This is a genomic window from Aeromonas sp. 55A (genome assembly GCF_051919665.1).
GTDB lineage: Bacteria > Pseudomonadota > Gammaproteobacteria > Enterobacterales > Aeromonadaceae > Aeromonas > Aeromonas veronii.
In genome coordinates this window covers 1,181,591-1,197,962 of sequence record NZ_JBQBEH010000008.1, presented here as the reverse complement: position 1 = coordinate 1,197,962, position 16,372 = coordinate 1,181,591, and the positions used below count along the sequence as shown (strand labels likewise).

The 16,372-nt window shown below is 61.9% G+C and carries 13 protein-coding genes and 1 pseudogene; 7 read left to right on the top strand and 7 right to left on the bottom strand.

Annotation, left to right across the window (positions count from 1 at the left end):
* Window positions 1–38 precede the first annotated feature (38 nt).
* On the top strand, window positions 39–500 hold the full coding sequence (locus ACTG2G_RS09575; RefSeq protein ID WP_439985389.1) for a hypothetical protein: 462 nt from the start codon (window positions 39–41) through the stop codon (window positions 498–500).
* 85 nt (window positions 501–585) lie between these two features.
* On the opposite strand, the gene torA is transcribed toward ACTG2G_RS09575, so the two are convergent.
* Window positions 586–3,066 carry a trimethylamine-N-oxide reductase TorA gene (torA, locus tag ACTG2G_RS09570; RefSeq protein ID WP_439985388.1) on the bottom strand — a complete coding sequence of 827 codons (2,481 nt, stop codon included), beginning with the start codon at window positions 3,064–3,066 and terminating at the stop codon, window positions 586–588.
* A gap of 23 nt (window positions 3,067–3,089) precedes the next feature.
* Window positions 3,090–4,220 (bottom strand): NapC/NirT family cytochrome c, encoded by a 1,131-nt coding sequence (locus tag ACTG2G_RS09565; protein WP_421386820.1) that lies wholly within the window; start codon window positions 4,218–4,220, stop codon window positions 3,090–3,092.
* Between the two features lie 276 nt (window positions 4,221–4,496).
* Between ACTG2G_RS09565 and ACTG2G_RS09560 the strand changes: the two genes are divergently transcribed.
* From ACTG2G_RS09560 to ACTG2G_RS09550, 3 genes are all read left to right on the top strand, one after another.
* The gene (locus ACTG2G_RS09560) at window positions 4,497–6,464 is read left to right on the top strand and encodes an ATP-binding protein (protein WP_421386821.1); all 1,968 of its coding nucleotides are present in this window, start codon (window positions 4,497–4,499) and stop codon (window positions 6,462–6,464) included.
* Between the two features lie 55 nt (window positions 6,465–6,519).
* Window positions 6,520–7,017: a response regulator gene (locus ACTG2G_RS09555; RefSeq protein WP_042054822.1), complete on the top strand. Its 498-nt coding sequence runs from the start codon at window positions 6,520–6,522 to the stop codon at window positions 7,015–7,017.
* Between the two features lie 67 nt (window positions 7,018–7,084).
* Window positions 7,085–9,058 carry a DNA topoisomerase III gene (locus ACTG2G_RS09550; protein ID WP_439985387.1) on the top strand — a complete coding sequence of 658 codons (1,974 nt, stop codon included), beginning with the start codon at window positions 7,085–7,087 and terminating at the stop codon, window positions 9,056–9,058.
* 40 nt (window positions 9,059–9,098) lie between these two features.
* Here ACTG2G_RS09550 and ACTG2G_RS09545 read toward each other — a convergent pair whose 3' ends face one another.
* Window positions 9,099–9,539 carry a DUF417 family protein gene (locus ACTG2G_RS09545; protein WP_005357613.1) on the bottom strand — a complete coding sequence of 147 codons (441 nt, stop codon included), beginning with the start codon at window positions 9,537–9,539 and terminating at the stop codon, window positions 9,099–9,101.
* 14 nt (window positions 9,540–9,553) lie between these two features.
* Complete coding sequence (locus ACTG2G_RS09540) at window positions 9,554–10,087, bottom strand: carboxymuconolactone decarboxylase family protein (RefSeq protein WP_421386824.1); 534 nt, start codon at window positions 10,085–10,087, stop codon at window positions 9,554–9,556.
* Between the two features lie 101 nt (window positions 10,088–10,188).
* Here ACTG2G_RS09540 and ACTG2G_RS09535 point away from each other — a divergent pair, with 101 nt between their 5' ends.
* Window positions 10,189–11,019 (top strand): AraC family transcriptional regulator, encoded by an 831-nt coding sequence (locus ACTG2G_RS09535; RefSeq protein ID WP_421386826.1) that lies wholly within the window; start codon window positions 10,189–10,191, stop codon window positions 11,017–11,019.
* A gap of 40 nt (window positions 11,020–11,059) precedes the next feature.
* Here ACTG2G_RS09535 and ACTG2G_RS09530 read toward each other — a convergent pair.
* Window positions 11,060–12,414, bottom strand: a pseudogene (locus ACTG2G_RS09530) (TrkH family potassium uptake protein).
* Window positions 12,411–13,064 (bottom strand): potassium channel family protein, encoded by a 654-nt coding sequence (locus tag ACTG2G_RS09525; RefSeq protein ID WP_005339863.1) that lies wholly within the window; start codon window positions 13,062–13,064, stop codon window positions 12,411–12,413. Before ACTG2G_RS09525 ends, ACTG2G_RS09530 begins: the two are co-directional and overlap by 4 nt.
* 127 nt (window positions 13,065–13,191) lie before the next feature.
* Here ACTG2G_RS09525 and murB point away from each other — a divergent pair, with 127 nt between their 5' ends.
* Window positions 13,192–14,229, top strand: a complete 1,038-nt coding sequence (gene murB / locus ACTG2G_RS09520; protein WP_158113535.1) for a UDP-N-acetylmuramate dehydrogenase — start codon at window positions 13,192–13,194, stop codon at window positions 14,227–14,229.
* Window positions 14,226–15,191, top strand: a complete 966-nt coding sequence (gene birA, locus ACTG2G_RS09515) for a bifunctional biotin--[acetyl-CoA-carboxylase] ligase/biotin operon repressor BirA (protein ID WP_245097273.1) — start codon at window positions 14,226–14,228, stop codon at window positions 15,189–15,191. Before murB ends, birA begins: the two co-directional genes overlap by 4 nt.
* Before the next feature lie 80 nt (window positions 15,192–15,271).
* Here birA and coaA read toward each other — a convergent pair whose 3' ends face one another.
* The gene (gene coaA / locus ACTG2G_RS09510) at window positions 15,272–16,210 is read right to left on the bottom strand and encodes a type I pantothenate kinase (protein WP_005339877.1); all 939 of its coding nucleotides are present in this window, start codon (window positions 16,208–16,210) and stop codon (window positions 15,272–15,274) included.
* Between the last annotated feature and the right edge of the window lie 162 nt (window positions 16,211–16,372).

The window sequence follows — 16,372 nt, the reverse complement described above, 5'->3', positions numbered from 1 at the left end:
TAACATATGGCATTTGTTTTAGCCTGAGGAAGAGAAGCATGACCGACGATCCGTGGGCACTGTGTCACCTTGAAGATTCGTTTGATGCCTCTGTGCTGGGGGTCAAGGGCGCCCAGATCCAGTGGTTTGAAGACAGGGATGGCCTGATCGCGTTCCTGCTGGAAGATTTTGTCGACTTGCTGGCCGATGTGGGCGAGTTGGACGAGGAGCAGACCGAGCAGGCGCGCGAGCGCTTCACCCTGCTGGTGGAGCAGAGCTTCGACGATCGCACCCTGATGGATGCCATCAACGATCTCGCCTCCGGCCTGCGTCGCATCGCCTGGTTGGGGCCGCTCTCGGAGCTGGCCGAGATCAGCGACGAGTTTGCCTCCGGCCTGCGCCGCTATTTCTGGAGCCAGTACGACGGGGACGAAGATGACCCGGACGCCTGGGTGCCGGAAGAGCTGTGGCCGCAGCTAGTTGAGTGCGCGCAGGAGTATATGGAGGAGGGGGAGTTCTAAACCCGTCCCGACCATGCCTGCGCTTTGGCAGACAGATAAAGAAACGGCGCCTTGATGGCGCCGTTTTTATTGGGTGGCAATCGCCTTAGCCGTTGGCCGGTACCGCGTGGGCGGTGTTGGCCAGCACAGGGCCTGTGTACTTCTCGATCTGCAGCTGGGCCATGTGGCCGCAGTTGCCCTGCGCCAGACTGGACGAGCCTTCGTCGAAGGTGAGGCAGTTGACGTTGCCGTTCTTGCAGATGCTGCCCGCTTCACCCGGCTTGGCCGGGTCATACCAGGCCCCTTCGCAGATCCGCACCACCCCTTGGCGCACATCCTCGGAGAGCAGGGCGCCCACCAAAATCTGGCCGCGCTCGTTGAAGGCGCGCACCAGATCCCCCTGGGCGATACCACGAGCCTTGGCATCCAGCGGATGGAGCATGATCGCCTCGCGGTCGGCGATGGCGAACTTGTCCCGCAGCGGGGTGTTGTCGAGCTGGGAGTGCAGTCGCTGGGTCGGGTGGGAGGTGTTGAGGGACAGCGGATAGCGCGCCGCCACCTCGCTTTTCACCCACTCCTTGGGCTCATACCACTTGGGATGGCCGGCGCAGTCGGCGTAACCCATCCCCGCCACCGTGTTGGAGAAGATCTCGATCTTGCCGGACGGGGTACCGAGCGGGTTGAGCAGCGGGTTCTCGCGAAAATCGGCGTGACGGATCCACTGGCGGTTGGCCTCGGGGATCGGGAAGCGGATGTAGTTGTTGGACTCCCAGAACATGTTGAACGGCGGCAGCGCCACGCGGGCACCGCGGGCCTGCGCCGCCATGCCGTCGTACATCTGCTTGAGCCACAGCATCTCGTCTTTGCCTTCGGTGTACTGCTCCTGCACGCCCAGCTTGGCGGCGATGGCGCTGAAGATGTCGAAGTCGTTGCGGGACTCGTGCTGGGGGGGCACGCACTGGTGCATCGGGAACACATAGCGCTGGGAGTAGTCACCCCCCATCTCCAGATCGTTACGCTCGTAGCTGGTGGTGACCGGCAGCACGATATCGGCGTGCTTGGCGGTGGCGGTCCAGTAAGGCTCGTGAACGATCACGGTCTGCGGCTTGCGCCACGCCTGCAGCAAGTTGTTGGTGTCCTGATGGTGGTGGAAGGGGTTGCCGCCCGCCACGTAGACCAGCTTGATGTCCGGATAGGTCACCTTGCGGCCGTTGAAGTCGATGGTCTTGCCCGGGTTGGCGAGACAGTCGGCAATGCGGGCCACCGGGATCGGTGCCGGGCTGTTCTTCGGTGCGTTGCCGGCGGAGATACCCGCCAGAATGCCGCCCTTGGCGGTGGGGCTGCCACCGGAGGAGTAGTGGTAGCTGAAGCCGTAGCCGCCGCCCGGCAGGCCGATCTGGCCCAGCATGGAGGCCAGCGTGACCAGCATCCAGTTCGGCTGTTCGCCGTGCTGCTGACGCTGCATGCCCCAACCGGCCATGATCATGGTGCGCTTGGCGGCCATGTCGAGAGCCAGCTGGCGGATCACCTTGGCATCGACGCCGCAGACGGTGCTCGCCCATTCGGCGCTCTTTGGTTGGCCGTCATCCTTGCCGAGCAGGTAGTTCAGGAACTTGTCGAAACCGACGGTGTAGCGATCGAGGAAAGCCTGATCGTGCTTCTTCTCGCTGTAGAGGGTGTGGGCCACACCCAGCATCATGGCCACGTCGGTGTAAGCGTTCGGCGCAATCCACTCGGCGCCGACCAGCTTGGCGGTCTCGTTGTAGATGGGATCGATGCTGATGACGCGGGTGCCTTTCTCCTTCAGCGCCATGAAACCGGCCTGACCTTCGTGATCCGGCATGTTCCAGCTGTTCTTCAGGGTCACTTGAGCGTTGACCCCCCACAGCACCACCAGTTCGGCGTTCTCCACCACGTTGGGCCAGGCGGTCTGCTGTTCGTACACCTCGATGGAGCCCATCACGTGGGACATGATCACCTGGGCCGCGCCGGTGGAGTAGTCACCGGCATAACCGGTGAAACCGCCGGAGAGGTTCATCAGGCGGTGCAGCAGGGTACGGCTGTTGTGGAACATGCCGACGCTTTTCCAGCCATAGGAACCGGCGTGGATCGCCTGCGGGCCAAAGTCACTCTGCACTCGCTGGATTTCACCGGCTACCAGTTCGATCGCCTTGTCCCAGCTCACTCGCACCCACTGGTCGGCACCGCGCAGCTCCGGCTTGGCGCCCGGGCCGTGCTCCAGCCAGCTCTTGCGTACCATGGGGTATTTGATGCGGTTCTTGGCGTGCACCTGGAACGGCGCCATGTCGATGAGATCGTTCGGCGCCGGATCATCGGCTACCGGCTGGACGCGCACCATGCGGCCATCTTCGACGATCGCCTCGAAGGCACCCCAGTGGGCGCCGGTCAGAATGCCCTTCTGGGCGGGCACCAGAGTCGGGAACTGGCTCAATGCGGTGCTGATGGCTTGTGCCAGCGCACTCTTGGGAAAAATGCCGCCGAGCAGGGGTAGGGCTGCGCAGGCGCCGAGCCCCTTGAGCAGGTTGCGGCGGGACAGATTGGTCTTCTTGTCATTGAAAAAAGTCATAACGGTTTTCCTCTGTGCCAGCCTTAGTGGGCCGCGCTCATGTCACTGGCGTGTTTCTGGACATACTGGGTCAACATGCGAGCCTGTTCCGGGGTCAGGGAGGTGCGAGATTCCATCCCCTTGATGACGCCGATCCACTGGTTGGCATTGAAGTGATCCAGCGCGGTGAGGCCGTGGCAGCCGGTACAGTTGTTGGACATCAGGGTGGAGGCGTATTGCCACAGCTTGCCCTGATCGCCGATGAGCTGGCTCTGGTCGACCCAGGCGGTCAGCTTGACCTGATGCCAGGTGAGGTTGGTGGCGCTGTCGGTTTCGCTCTGGCCGGTGACCAGCGCTTTCTTGGCGGCATCGCCGACCAGTACGCTGAGGATCCGTTTGCCCGGTGCGGCGTAGAATACTTCGCTCACACCATCCTGTTGCCAGCCTTCGATCTGCACCTTGGCGCGGCCGTTTTCGTTGGTCAGCACTTCCACCTTGGTGGAGGGTATCAGGGTACCTTCGTCGGTCTTGGCTGCAGCATCAAGGAACAGCGGGGTGGTGGCGATGGCGTAGCGGGTGGTGACATTGGCCGGGGTCTGGGCCGCAGCCTGCGCCAGCTCGCTGGCACCGGCGGCAGCCAGACCGCTCATGTCAGGCATGATGTGGGCGACACCGCGGTGGCAGTCGATACAGGTCTGGCCTTCCTTGATGGCGACCGGGTGCTCGGCACGGGCATTGGGGCGCTGGGCCAGAATGTCCATCGCCTCGTAGCTGTGGCAGCTGCGGCAGGTGGCGGAGTCGTTGGCTTTCAGCTCGTCCCAGACGGACTGGGCCATCCGCAGCTTGTGGGCTTCATACTTTTCCGGGGTATCCAGCGTGCCGATCGCCTCGTGATAGATATCCTTCACGGCGCGGATCTTGGTCCACAGGTAGGAGGTGGGGTCGCCCGGGATGTGGCAGTCGGCGCACTCGGCGCGGATCCCCTTGGTGTTCTGGAAGTGGACACTTCCCTGATACTCGGCGAGCGGAGTCTGCATGGAGTGGCAGGAGACGCAGAATTCGGTGGAGCTGGTCTTGTGCAGCACGGTCACGGTGACACCCAGTGCCGCGACACCCAGCAGGGCCCCGAGCAGCAGGAGCCAGAACCAGGTTTTTCTTATCAGTTTTCCAATCATGGCGGCGTTTTCCTACGGTCAATAATTACCTACATAGTACTAGTCCAATAGTAGTAGTAATGACAGGGATAAGGCGTTGACCTCCATCATGGTTTATATTTTTTATTGTTGTCACATTTTGTCTTTTGTTTTGTTATTGACGCATTTATCGAATTAAATTCAGTTGTTTTCTGTTTTATCTATTTGTGCACTTTCCGCGACAGCTGTTAGCCCCCTCGCAAAACCCCACAAGATTCGCTGATATAGTGAGCAGTGAGCCTCAACGGAGTGTCGCTGATGAGCCCTTTCTCACTGCTGTGTGTCGCCGCCAATGTGCAACTGCTGGCCGAATTCGAACAGGAGTTGGCTCCGCTGCTCGGCCATTTCGCGCTGGTGGTGGTGGTCGGTCAGGGGTCGGCGGAGCTGGCCTTGGACGAGCTGGATCGCAAGGGGCAGCCACCCGCCGTGGTGGTGTGTGACAGCGAGCTGGGGGATGGGCGAGGGGCCGATTTTCTGATCCGCCTCGGCAGCCGTCACGAGGCGTGCCGCAAGATCCTGCTGGGCAGCCAGCCGGAGATGAAATCGATCATCGAGGCGGTCAATCTCGGTCGCCTCGACTACTACCTGCAACGCCCCTGGCGCGATGGCAGCCTGCGCCGGGCGGTGATCGAGCAGGCGAGCCACTTTGTATTGCAGCGTCCCGAGGCGGACCTGCTGAACTATGCCGCCGTGCTCGACAACCAGAAGCTGCTGCGAGCCCACGTCGATCGCCAGTTGGCTGCCTATCGGCAGGGCTTTATGGATTACACCCACTGCAGCGATGAAGAGCTGTCGCGGGTGGTGATCGACGGTCTCTACCAGTTTTTCGAGGGTAATGACGAGGAGCGGGTCTGCCGCCACTACAGCCCGGGCCATGTGCTGACCCGCGAGGGGGAGCCCAACAGCTTTCTCTGGTTTATTGCCAAGGGGGAGGTGGTGCTGCGCAAGCGGGACGAGCAGGGGATCGATCAGGAGGTGGTGCACTACCGTACCGGCTCGCTGGTGGGGGGCATGTCCTTCGTCACCGGCGAACCCGCCTTCACCACCGGCGTGACCCTGACCGGCGCCGAGGTGATCAAGCTCGACAAGCTGCAATTCTCCCGGGTGATGCAGGCGCGCAGCGAACTGCTCCCCTCCTTTACCAACCTGCTGCTGCGCCACTTCAACCGTCGCCTGCAAAACAGCATCCGCACCGAGATGCGGCTGCAACAGACCCTCAACTCCCTCGACGCCGCTCACGCCCAGCTGGTGGAGAGCGAAAAAATGGCGATGCTGGGTCAACTGGTGGCCGGTGTCGCCCACGAGCTGAACAACCCGGTGGCGGCCATTATCCGTGGCAGCGAGACCCTGCGCGCCGCCATCCCCGATCTGGTCAATCTCGAGCTGCCAGCAACCATCAAGGGGCTGGGCAACCAGACCCTCTGTCAGGCGCTCTCCTCCCAGCCGGTCTCGACCAGCGAAATCCGTGACAAGACCCGGCAGGCTGAGGGGCGCTTTGGCGATCGCCAGCAGGCGCGGCTGGCGGTGCAGATGAATCTGGATGACGAGCTGAACTGGCAGCGCTGGTTTGCCGGCCGCACTGCCGACGAGCGGGAGGCCCTGCTCTCCCGGCTGGAGCTGTTCCAGCAGACCGGCAGCTTCCTGCGCAATATCGAAGTGTGTGCCCGTCGCATTGGCGATCTGGTCAAGAGCCTCAAGCAGTATGCCCGGCAGGATCGGGCCGAGCCCTCGCTGGTGGACCTGCACGAGGGGCTGGAAGATACCCTGATGATTTTCGAAAACCGCCTCAAGCATCATGAGCTCTGCAAGGAGTACCAGCCGTTGCCGCTGGTGCGCTGTCACCCCATCGCCCTGCAACAGGTATGGACCAACCTGATCGCCAACAGTCTGGATGCCATGAGCGAGCCGGGAAGATTGACGGTGCGCACCGGCCTGCCGGAGCCCGGCTGGGTGATGGTGGAGGTGGAGGATAGCGGCTGCGGCATCGAGCCCGAGCTGTGGCAGCGGATCTTCGATCTCAACTTCACCACCAAGCGGGAGGGCCATTTCGGCCTCGGGATTGGTCTGAGCGTTTCGCTGCAGATAGTTCAGCAGCACCACGGCCGGATTGAGGTGGCCTCGGAGCCTGGCCGTTACACCCGGATGCGGGTCTGTCTGCCGATGGACGGCATGGGGCAGGCCGGTTACGGGGGCGAACCTCATCACAACAAGGAGCATGCGGCCTGAGCCGTCGCCAGCATCAATCGCGCGGCGTGCCAAACCATGTCGCCAAGGAGGAGCAATGAACAAACACTATCTGATCCTGTGTGTGGACGATGAGCGGGAGGTGCTGGATGCGGTGATCCACGATCTCGCCCCGTTCCGTTCCCACTTCGAACTGGAAGCCGCCGAGAGCGTTGATGAGGCGCGAGCGGTGGTGGAGGAGTGGGAGCGCGACGGCAACAAGCTGGCGCTGATCCTCTGTGACCACATCATGCCGGGAACCCTGGGGGTCGATTTTCTGGTGGAGCTGAACCGGCGTGCCACCACCCGCGCCAGCCGCAAATTGCTGCTGACCGGACAAGCGGGGCTGGAGGCCACCGTCGAAGCGGTCAATCGCGGGGGGTTGCACTACTACCTCGCCAAGCCGTGGAAGCTGGAGACCCTGCAAGAGGCGGTGCGCGAACAGCTGACCGACTACCTGCTGGCGGAAGATGGCGAAAATGCCTTCCACTATGCGCCGCTGCTCAATCAGGCGCGGCTGTTTGCCGCCATCCACGATCACCCGTTCGACGAGTAGAGGCAGTTGGGCTTTCGCGGTGGCAGTTGTATACTGTCTACATATACAGTATTGCAGGTAGCCACCGATGCGACTCTTTATCGCCGAGAAGCCCACGCTGGGCCGTGCCATTGCCGATGCCCTGCCCAAGCCCCACAAGAAGGGCGACGGTTTTATCGAAACAGCCCAGGGGGATGTGGTCACCTGGTGCATCGGCCATCTGCTGGAGCAGGCCGAGCCCGATGCCTATGACGCTGCCTTCAAGCAGTGGCGGATGGAGCATCTCCCCATCATCCCCGCCCAGTGGCAGCTGGTGGCCAAGCCCAAGACCAAAACCCAGCTCACCGTCATCAAGCGGCTGATCAAACAGGCCGACTGTGTGGTCAACGCCGGTGACCCGGACCGGGAAGGGCAACTGCTGGTGGACGAGGTGATCGACTTTCTCGGCTACCCGAAAACCAAGCCGGTGCAGCGCTGCCTCATCAGCGATCTCAACCCGCCTGCGGTGCGCCGCGCTCTCGAGAAGCTGAGGGACAACAAGGAATTCGTACCGCTGGCGGTCTCGGCGCTGGCCCGCAGTCGGGCCGACTGGCTCTATGGCATCAACATGACCCGCGCCTACACCCTGCTCGGGCGTAAGGCGGGTTGCAGCGAGCTGCTCTCGGTCGGTCGGGTGCAGACCCCGCTGCTGGGGCTGGTTGTGCGGCGGGATCTCGAGATCGAGGCCTTCGTGCCTAAACCCTTCTACGAGGTGCTGGCCCATCTGCTGACCGATAGCAACGAGCGCTTCACCGCCAAGTGGCTGCCATCGGAAGCCTGCCTGCCGTGGCAGGATGAGGAGGGGCGGGTGCTCAATCGGGCGCTGGCCGACAAGGTGGTGAGCCGGATCAACGGCCAGCCCGCTCAGGTCGCATCGGTGGAGGAGCAGGCCCGCAAGCAGGCGGCGCCGCTGCCCTACAACCTCTCCAGCCTGCAGATCGATGCCGCCAAACGCTTCGGCATGGATGCCAAGCGAGTGCTCGACATCTGCCAGAGCCTCTACGAGCGTCACAAGCTCATCACCTATCCGCGCTCCGATAGCCGCTATCTGCCGACCGACCACTTCAAGCGGGCCGAACAGGTGCGCGGTGCCATCGCCGCCACAGCGCCTGCGCTGGCCAAGGCGGTGAGCGAGGCAGACGGCAAGATCCGCAGCAAGGCGTGGAACGACAGCAAGGTGGATGCCCACCACGCCATCATCCCCACCGAAAAGCAGGGCAACCCCGCCACGCTGGGGGCCGACGAGGCGAAGCTCTACGGCCTGATTGCCCGCCAGTATCTGCTGCAGTTCTATCCCCCGTTCGAATACAACGACAGCAAGGTGCTGCTGCGCATCGCCGGTGGTCTGTTTCAGGCCAAGGCGCGGCGCATTCTCAAGGCAGGCTGGAAGGCGCTGCTCGGGGTGGAAGAGGATGACGATGAAGAGAAGGCGGGCACGTTGCCGGCTCTCAAAGAGGGGGAGCAACTGCTCTGCGAGCGGGGCGAACTGCTGGAAAAGATGACCCAGCCGCCCAAGTCGTTCACCGATGCCACCCTGCTGGCGGCCATGACCGGCATCGCCCGCTATGTGCAGGATCCCGAGATCCGGAAGACCCTGCGCGACACCGATGGTCTCGGCACAGAAGCGACCCGTGCCGGTATCATCGACCTACTGTTCAAGCGCCGCTTTCTGGTGCGTCAGGGCAAGAGCATCAAGGCGACCCCGACCGGGCGGGCGCTGGTGCAGGCGCTGCCTGCGACGGCCACCACGCCGGATATGACGGCGCTGTGGGAGCAGAGCCTAGGCCAGATCGCCGAGCGTCACGGCAGCTACCAGCAGTTTATGGGGCCGCTCACCGAGCAGCTCAACGGCCTGATTGAAGGGGCGCGGCAGGACTCCGGCGCCAGCTTCAGCGCCCTGCCCAAGGAGGCGCCGGGTGCCGGCAAGCGGCGTTTTACCAAGCGCAAGAGTCCGGCGGCCAGCACGACTGGCGGGCCCCGACCGCGCAAGACGGCCAGCAAGCGCCAGCCCAGGGCGGCATAACGAAAAAAGGCGCCCATCCCGGGCGCCAAAGGCATTGTTGTCAGGCTGCCTGAGTGGACAAGCTGGCACGGATCCTGTGCTGGTAGTGCAGAACCACACCGAGAAACACCAGATCCTTGAACAGGAAGAACTCGGTGACTGGCACGCCGTCAACCATCTTCCAGACACCTGTCAGAGTTAGCAGGAAGCTCAGCGTCGCCAGGAAGGTGACGATAGCCCCCATGCTGCACCAGTAACCGATGCGAGGTTGCCATAGACCCACGACCAGTCCGATGGCGATCACTATCTCGACCACCCCGATCAGGTTCGATACGCTCTGTTCCGACAGGGGGCCATAGAGCCAGCTCATCAAGGGGTGGCTGGCTACCAGTGGTTTGATGGCGGCTGCCTCTGTCGGGGTAAACTTGAAGACCCCGATCCAGAGCAGGGTCAATACCACGCCCGCCAGGGCGACCAGAAAGCCTTTGTCATGTTGCTGCATGGGGGGCTCCTTGTTTAAGGGGTCAGAGTGACGGGCGGGAAGTCGATCTCGGTCGCTGCCAGGTGGTTGCCATAGTTGGTCAGGGTATTGACCACCACCTGGCCGAGTACCTCCAGCAGCAGCTCGTCATCTACGCCTGCGGCACGGGCGCTAGCAAGCTGCTCGTCACTGATCACCCCGTGCTGACTGACCAGTGCCGTTGCCAGTTGCAGCAGGGCGTGATCAAGGGGAGCCGAGGACTGGCCGAGCCGGGCAGCCCGGATCTCCTGGGCCGAGAATCCGGCCTTGCCCGCCAGTAGTGTGTGGGCAGACAAACAGTATTGACAGGCGTTGGTTTGACCTATGGCCAGTGCCAGCAATTCCCGTTGTGGGGCAGTGAGGCGCCCCTTGCCAAGCGCCTCGGCAAAGCCCAGGAAGCCATTGAGCAGGGCTGGCGAGTGGGCCAGGGTGGCGTAGAGGTTGGGCACCATACCCAGATTGCGTTGCAGGGTGGTCAGGGTCTGGGCGGCTGCGGGTTGCGGTTGGGATACGGGTTGGATACGGCTCATGATCTTCTCCTGTGGTAGTGAAGGTACGGGAGACAGTGTGCCGTCATTCGTGATACGTTTTATCACTCATCGTCTGCAAATAAATACTATTCGTCTCAAATATGGATCCGCTCTCTGCCCTGTTGGTTCATGCCTCCCCTGAAGCCAAGATCTTCTTCGCCGGCAACCTGTGCCAGAACTCCTCCAGTGATGATTATCCGAGTGGCGGACATCTTCATCTGCTGCGCAGCGGTGCCGTCATGCTGCGTGAAGAGGGGGGAACCAGCTTGCTGCTCGAGGAGCCGACCCTGATCCTGTTCCCTCGGGGACGTCCCCACAAGCTTGAACCCAGAACGCTGGGGGGTTGTGATTTGGTGTGCGCCAATGTCGCATTCGGCAAGGGGGGCGCATCGCCGTTGCAACTGGCATTACCGGGCTCGCTGGTGCTGCCGCTACGTGAGTTGCCTGCCCTGACGCCGGTGCTGAACCGGTTGTTTGACGAGGCGTTTCACCCCCGCTATGGGCAGGAGCCGCTGATCTCCCGCTTGCTGGAGGTACTGTTGATCCTGCTGCTGCGTCATCTGGTCGAGCAAGGGGTGTGTCAGCAGGGGATGCTGGCAGGTATTTCCGATCCCCAGTTGGCCAAGGCGATCTCGGTGATGCATCAGCGTGGGGATGAACCCTGGACGGTGGCCACGCTGGCGCGGGAGGCCGGCATGTCGCGGGCCCGCTTTGCCGCGAGGTTTCAGGAGCGGGTTGGTCAAGCGCCGCTTGGTTATCTGACCCGCTGGCGCATGGCGCGCGCCTGCCAGCAACTGCTGGCGGGGGAGCCCATGGTACAGGTGGCGCTGGGAGCGGGGTACAGCAGCAGTGTCGCCTTTGGTCGGGCATTCGAGCGGGAGCTGGGGGTGAGCCCGGGGCGCTGGCTCAAGGCGCAGCAACAAGCCGAATAAAAAACGGGGCAGCCAGTGGCTGCCCCGTGTTCATAACCGGTCAGCCGGTATAGACGTTCTCTTCCGGATAACGGATGCGAGTTTCGACCGGGCGGGCCAGCATAAAGGCCAGGGTCAGCGGGCCGAGACGGCCGCAGATCATCACCAGCACCAGGATCAGCTTGCCCGGCTCGCTCAGGGAGGCGGTGATGCCGGTGGATAGGCCGACGGTGGCAAATGCCGAGATAGTCTCGAACATGATTTTGTCGAACGGCAGATCCTCGGTCACCATCAGCAGGAACATCGCCAGCATCAGCACCATGGTGCTGACGATGATGATGGCCAGCGAGCGGGTCACGATCTGGGGCGACAGGGTGCGGCCAAAAGCGGTGACATGGGGTCGTTTGGTCAGAAATGCCTTGGTCGCCAGCAGCACGACTGCGAAGGTGGTGACTTTGATACCACCACCGGTGGAGGTGGCACCGGCACCGATAAACATCAGCATCATCAGGAACAGCAGCGCCGCCGGGGTCATCAGCCCGATATCTATGGTATTGAAACCGGCGGTACGGGCGCTGGCAGACTGGAAGAAGGCAGCCAGCAGCTGGCCACCGACACCGGCCTTGCCGAGGGTGCCGGGGTTGTTGTGTTCCAGCAGCCAGAACATCAGGGTACCGGCCAGCAGCAGCGCCGGGGTCATCAGCAGCATCAGCTTGCTGTGCAGCTTCAGCTTGCGCCAGCGGCGGTTGCGCACCAGATCGACGATGACGGTAAAGCCGATCCCCCCAGGATCAGCAGACCGGCGATGGTCAGGCTGATGATGGGGTCGTCCCTATAGTCCATCAGGTTGTTGGCAAACAGCGAAAACCCGGCGTTGTTGAAGGCCGATACTGCGTGGAAGAAGCTGACATAGAGGCCGTGCACCCACCCCATCTCGGGCACCCAGCGGATCGCCATGATGCCGGTGCCGATCAGCTGGGCAATAAAGGCGAACAGCACGATCCGTTTGACCAGCTGGATGATGTTGACCGAGCCCTCCTGTCCCAGCGCCTCCTTGGCCAGCACCTGTTGGCGCAGACCGACCCGCTTGCTGAAGATGGCGATCAGCAGCAGGGTCATGGTCATCTGGCCCAGACCGCCGATCTCCATCAGCATCAACAGGAAAATCTGCCCCTGCAGGGTGAAGGCGGTGCCGGTATCCACCACGCCAAGACCTGTCACGCTGATGGCCGAGGTGGCGGTAAACAGGGCGTTGACGAAGGTAACCTCGCCATTGTGGCTGGAGGGTTGCACCAGAAAGATGGTGCCAATCAGCAGAATGATCAGAAAGCTGCCGAGGATCAGCCGGGCTTCGCTCCAGCGAGAGTCCTGCTCCCGATGGAGGGCGAAGGCGTAGCTGCTGCGCCAGTTGATCATAGAGTTTCGAGCCAGTGGTCGATAGCGTGCTTGTTGCCCGCCAGGATCAGGATGTCGCCCAGTTGCAGCTCCATCTTGCCGGTCAGCACGTTGTGCAGCACATCACCACGCTTGATGGCGAGCAGCTGGAAATCGCTCTGTTGCAGCAGGTGGAAGTCGCCTAGTTCCCGGCCGTTCTGTTGCAGGCCAATCACGAACTCGGTCAGCACCATGTCGTGGCCCAGCTCCAGATAGTCGAACAGCCGGTTGTCCAGCATGCTCTGGGCGACCCGGCGGCCCATGTCCCACTCCGGGTTGATCACCTTGTCGGCGCCCACTTTCTGCAGGATCTTGGCGTGGAACTTGTCGCGCGCCTTGACCCACACCTTCTTCACGCCTGCCTCTTTCAAGACGAGGGTGGTGAGAATGCTGGTCTCCAGGTTGTCACCGATGGCAACGAAGACGATATCGAAATTGGCCAGTCCCAGCTCGGCCACGGTGGCCTCGTCGGTGGCATCCGCCACGATGACGTGATTGCAGAGGGCGGCGATTTGCCGGGTCTTGCTCTCGTCGATATCGATGGCCAGTACTTCGGCATCTTGCCGTTGCAGCTCTTCGCACAGCGCGCTGCCAAACAGGCCCAGGCCGATGACGGCAAACTGGTTGTTCATGAGTTATTCCTCAGCAGTTGAAGTCGCCTACTCTAAACCACTGTTATTCCCCCGAAAAGGGCTCGGGTTTTTCGTCATGGGGCAACTTGAGGTAGACTGCGCCCTTGCACCAAGCCGGGATAGACCGATGAAACTGAATGCCAACGCCTCCTTGTTGAAGCTCAACACCCTTGCCCTCGATGCGTACTGCCTCTGGCTGGCCGAGGTGGAGCAGGTTGCCGATCTGGCAACCCTGCGTGCCGATCCACAGCTCAACCCGTTGCCACGCCTCAATCTGGGCGGCGGCAGCAACATGCTCTTCACCACGGATTTTCTCGGCCTGGTGGTGCTCAACCGGCTCAAGGGGATTACCGCTGAAGATGGTGGCGATCACTGGTTGCTCCATGTGGCGGCCGGTGAAGATTGGCATCAGCTGGTGCGCCATACCTTGCAACAGGGCTGGTTCGGGCTGGAGAATCTGGCGCTCATTCCCGGCACGGTCGGTGCAGCGCCGGTGCAGAACATCGGTGCCTATGGCGTTGAGCTGGCCGACTTCTGTTCCTATGTCGAGGCGTTCAACTGGCAGAGTGGCGAGATTGAACGGATCGCGGCGGCAGAGTGCCGCTTCGGTTATCGCGACAGTATCTTCAAACACGAGTATCAGGATTCCCACCTGATCACTGCCGTCGGGCTCAAACTGCCCAAGGCGTGGCAACCTGTGCTGGGCTATGGCCCACTGGCGGCGCTCGGTGACGCGCCTTCGGCGCAGGCCATCTTCGATACCGTCTGTGCCACCCGCATGGCAAAGCTGCCGGACCCTGCGGTGCTCGGCAATGCGGGCAGCTTCTTCAAAAATCCGGTGGTGCCTGCCGCGCTGGCGGAGTCGCTCAAGTCGCGCTACCCGCAGATGCCCTGCTATCCGGCCGGAGAAGGGCTGGCCAAGCTGGCGGCGGGCTGGCTCATCGATCAGTGCGGTCTGAAAGGTTTCGCCATTGGCCGTGCCACCGTTCATCAGGAGCAGGCGCTGGTGCTGGTCAATCTGGGGGGCGCCAGTGCCATGGAGCTGATCGCGCTGGCGGCCCATGTCCGCGATAGCGTGGAACAAAAGTTTGGAGTGGCACTGGAGCATGAGGTGCGCTTTATGGGCGCGCACGGTGAAACCTGGCTCGACGAGGTGCTTTCATGACGTTGACTCCCATCAGACAGACCCTGATCACCTTGCTTAGCGACGGCCAGTTTCACTCCGGCGAACAGCTGGGCGAGCAGCTCGGCATCAGCCGGGCTGCGGTAAGCAAACACATGGCGGCGCTCAAGGAGCTGGGGCTGGATCTCTTTAGCCTGACCGGCAAGGGCTACCGGCTGGCGGTGCCGATGGCGCTCTATGATCAGGCTACCTTGCAGGCACTGGCCCCGATGGCGCCGGTGCACTGTTTTCCTGTAATTGGCTCGACCAATCAACACCTGCTGGATCGGGTCAATGAGCTGCGCTCCGGCGAGAGCTGTCTGGCCGAGTGTCAGACAGCCGGGCGCGGGCGTCGTGGCAAACCCTGGATTTCGCCGTTCGGTTGCCAGCTGATCCTCAGCATGTACTGGCGACTCGAACAAGGGATGGCGGCGGCCATGGGGCTGAGTCTGGCGGTCGGCGTGGCAGTGGTTGAAGCGCTGGAGTCCCTTGGTTATCAGGGGGTCGAGCTCAAGTGGCCGAACGACCTCTACTATCAGGGCCGCAAGCTGGCGGGCATTCTGGTAGAGATGAGTGGTAGCGCCGGGGCCAGCTGTCATCTGGTGATCGGCATCGGCCTCAATCTGGCGATGCCTGCCCGCGAAGGGGAGAAGATCGATCAGGCCTGGGCCGAGCTGCGCCACATCAATCCCGAGCTGGTCGATCGCAATCAGTTGGCGGCCCGGATGATCGTCCATCTGCAGCGGGCGCTGCACACCTTTGAGCAACAGGGATTGGCAAGCTTTGTCGATGAGTGGAACCGGCTCGATCACTTTGCCGGTCGCCCGGTGCGCCTGCTGATGGGAGATCAGGAAATCCGCGGCATCGCCCGTGGCATCGACGATCGCGGCGCCCTGCGGCTGGAGACGGAGGAGGGCACCAAGTTCTATCTGGGTGGCGAACTCTCCCTGCGCCGGGGTGATTGAGGGTCAGCAAGGCCGCTCATGATGCCAAACTGAAGAGGGGGCCTGCGGGCCCCCTCTTCGTTATCCGGCAATGGCTGTCATCATTTGCGCAGTTTGATCTGCTCGATGGCGTGCTCATGGCCCTTGGTCATGATCAGGTTGGCTCGCTCACGCGTTGGTAGGATATTTTCTTGCAAATTCAGATAGTTGATATCTTGCCAGATGTTGCTCGCGATCTGGGTCGCCTCACTCTCCGCCAGTTTGGCGTAGTTATGGAAGTAGGAGTCGGGATCCGAGAAGGCGCCGCTGCGGAATTTCAGGAAGCGTTCGATATACCAGGTGCGCAGCAGTTCGGCATCGGCATCCACATAGATGGAGAAGTCGACGAAGTCCGACACGAAGACCCGATGGGGCTCCTGAGGGTAGTCCATGCCGCTTTGCAGTACATTGAGCCCTTCCAGGATCAGGATGTCCGGCTGCTCCACCACCTTCTTCTCATCGGGAATGATGTCGTAGATAAGGTGGGAGTAAACCGGCGCTTCGACCTTCTCGTGACCGGCGCGGATATTGGCGACAAATTCCACCAGATGGCGGATATCGTAGGATTCCGGGAATCCCTTGCGGCGCATCAGGCCGCGCTCTTCCAGTACCTTGTTGGGGTAGAGGAAGCCGTCGGTGGTGACCAGCTCCACCCGCGGGTGTTCCGGCCAGCGCTCCAGCAGGGCCTGCAGAATACGGGCCGTGGTGCTTTTGCCCCCGGCCACACTGCCGGCAATGCTGATGATATAGGTGCCCTTGCCGCGGGACTGGCCGAGAAACTGCTCCAGCACCCGGCTGCGACGCTGTTTGGCTTTGACATAGAGATTGAGCAGGCGGGAGAGAGGCAGATAGATCTCTTCCACTTCCCGCAATGACACCTTCTCGTTGATCCCGCGCAGGGTCTGCAGATCGTGTTCGGTCAGGGTCAGGGGGACCGAATCGCGCAATAACGCCCATTGTTCGCGGGTGAATTGCAGATAGGGGTTATGCTCTGTCGTCATGGTGTCATCACTGTTTCTTGGGCACGGCGACCATACACCAAGGGTGGGGGAGCGACAAGGGACGCAGCAGGATTGGCTTGTTTGCCCCCGCTTTTTTGCAAACTTCCCAGCAATAAAGCATATTTTGCCGGGTTCAATGGTTGCATCCCCCAAAACCTTACA

What these genes read in the sequence shown, in the direction of transcription:
- ACTG2G_RS09575 (WP_439985389.1), top strand. Translation starts at nt 39, where the DNA reads ATGACCGACGATCCGTGGGCACTGTGTCACCTTGAAGATTCGTTTGAT.
- torA (WP_439985388.1), bottom strand. Translation starts at nt 3,066, where the DNA reads ATGACTTTTTTCAATGACAAGAAGACCAATCTGTCCCGCCGCAACCTG.
- ACTG2G_RS09565 (WP_421386820.1), bottom strand. Translation starts at nt 4,220, where the DNA reads ATGATTGGAAAACTGATAAGAAAAACCTGGTTCTGGCTCCTGCTGCTC.
- ACTG2G_RS09560 (WP_421386821.1), top strand. Translation starts at nt 4,497, where the DNA reads ATGAGCCCTTTCTCACTGCTGTGTGTCGCCGCCAATGTGCAACTGCTG.
- ACTG2G_RS09555 (WP_042054822.1), top strand. Translation starts at nt 6,520, where the DNA reads ATGAACAAACACTATCTGATCCTGTGTGTGGACGATGAGCGGGAGGTG.
- ACTG2G_RS09550 (WP_439985387.1), top strand. Translation starts at nt 7,085, where the DNA reads ATGCGACTCTTTATCGCCGAGAAGCCCACGCTGGGCCGTGCCATTGCC.
- ACTG2G_RS09545 (WP_005357613.1), bottom strand. Translation starts at nt 9,539, where the DNA reads ATGCAGCAACATGACAAAGGCTTTCTGGTCGCCCTGGCGGGCGTGGTA.
- ACTG2G_RS09540 (WP_421386824.1), bottom strand. Translation starts at nt 10,087, where the DNA reads ATGAGCCGTATCCAACCCGTATCCCAACCGCAACCCGCAGCCGCCCAG.
- ACTG2G_RS09535 (WP_421386826.1), top strand. Translation starts at nt 10,189, where the DNA reads ATGGATCCGCTCTCTGCCCTGTTGGTTCATGCCTCCCCTGAAGCCAAG.
- ACTG2G_RS09525 (WP_005339863.1), bottom strand. Translation starts at nt 13,064, where the DNA reads ATGAACAACCAGTTTGCCGTCATCGGCCTGGGCCTGTTTGGCAGCGCG.
- murB (WP_158113535.1), top strand. Translation starts at nt 13,192, where the DNA reads ATGAAACTGAATGCCAACGCCTCCTTGTTGAAGCTCAACACCCTTGCC.
- birA (WP_245097273.1), top strand. Translation starts at nt 14,226, where the DNA reads ATGACGTTGACTCCCATCAGACAGACCCTGATCACCTTGCTTAGCGAC.
- coaA (WP_005339877.1), bottom strand. Translation starts at nt 16,210, where the DNA reads ATGACGACAGAGCATAACCCCTATCTGCAATTCACCCGCGAACAATGG.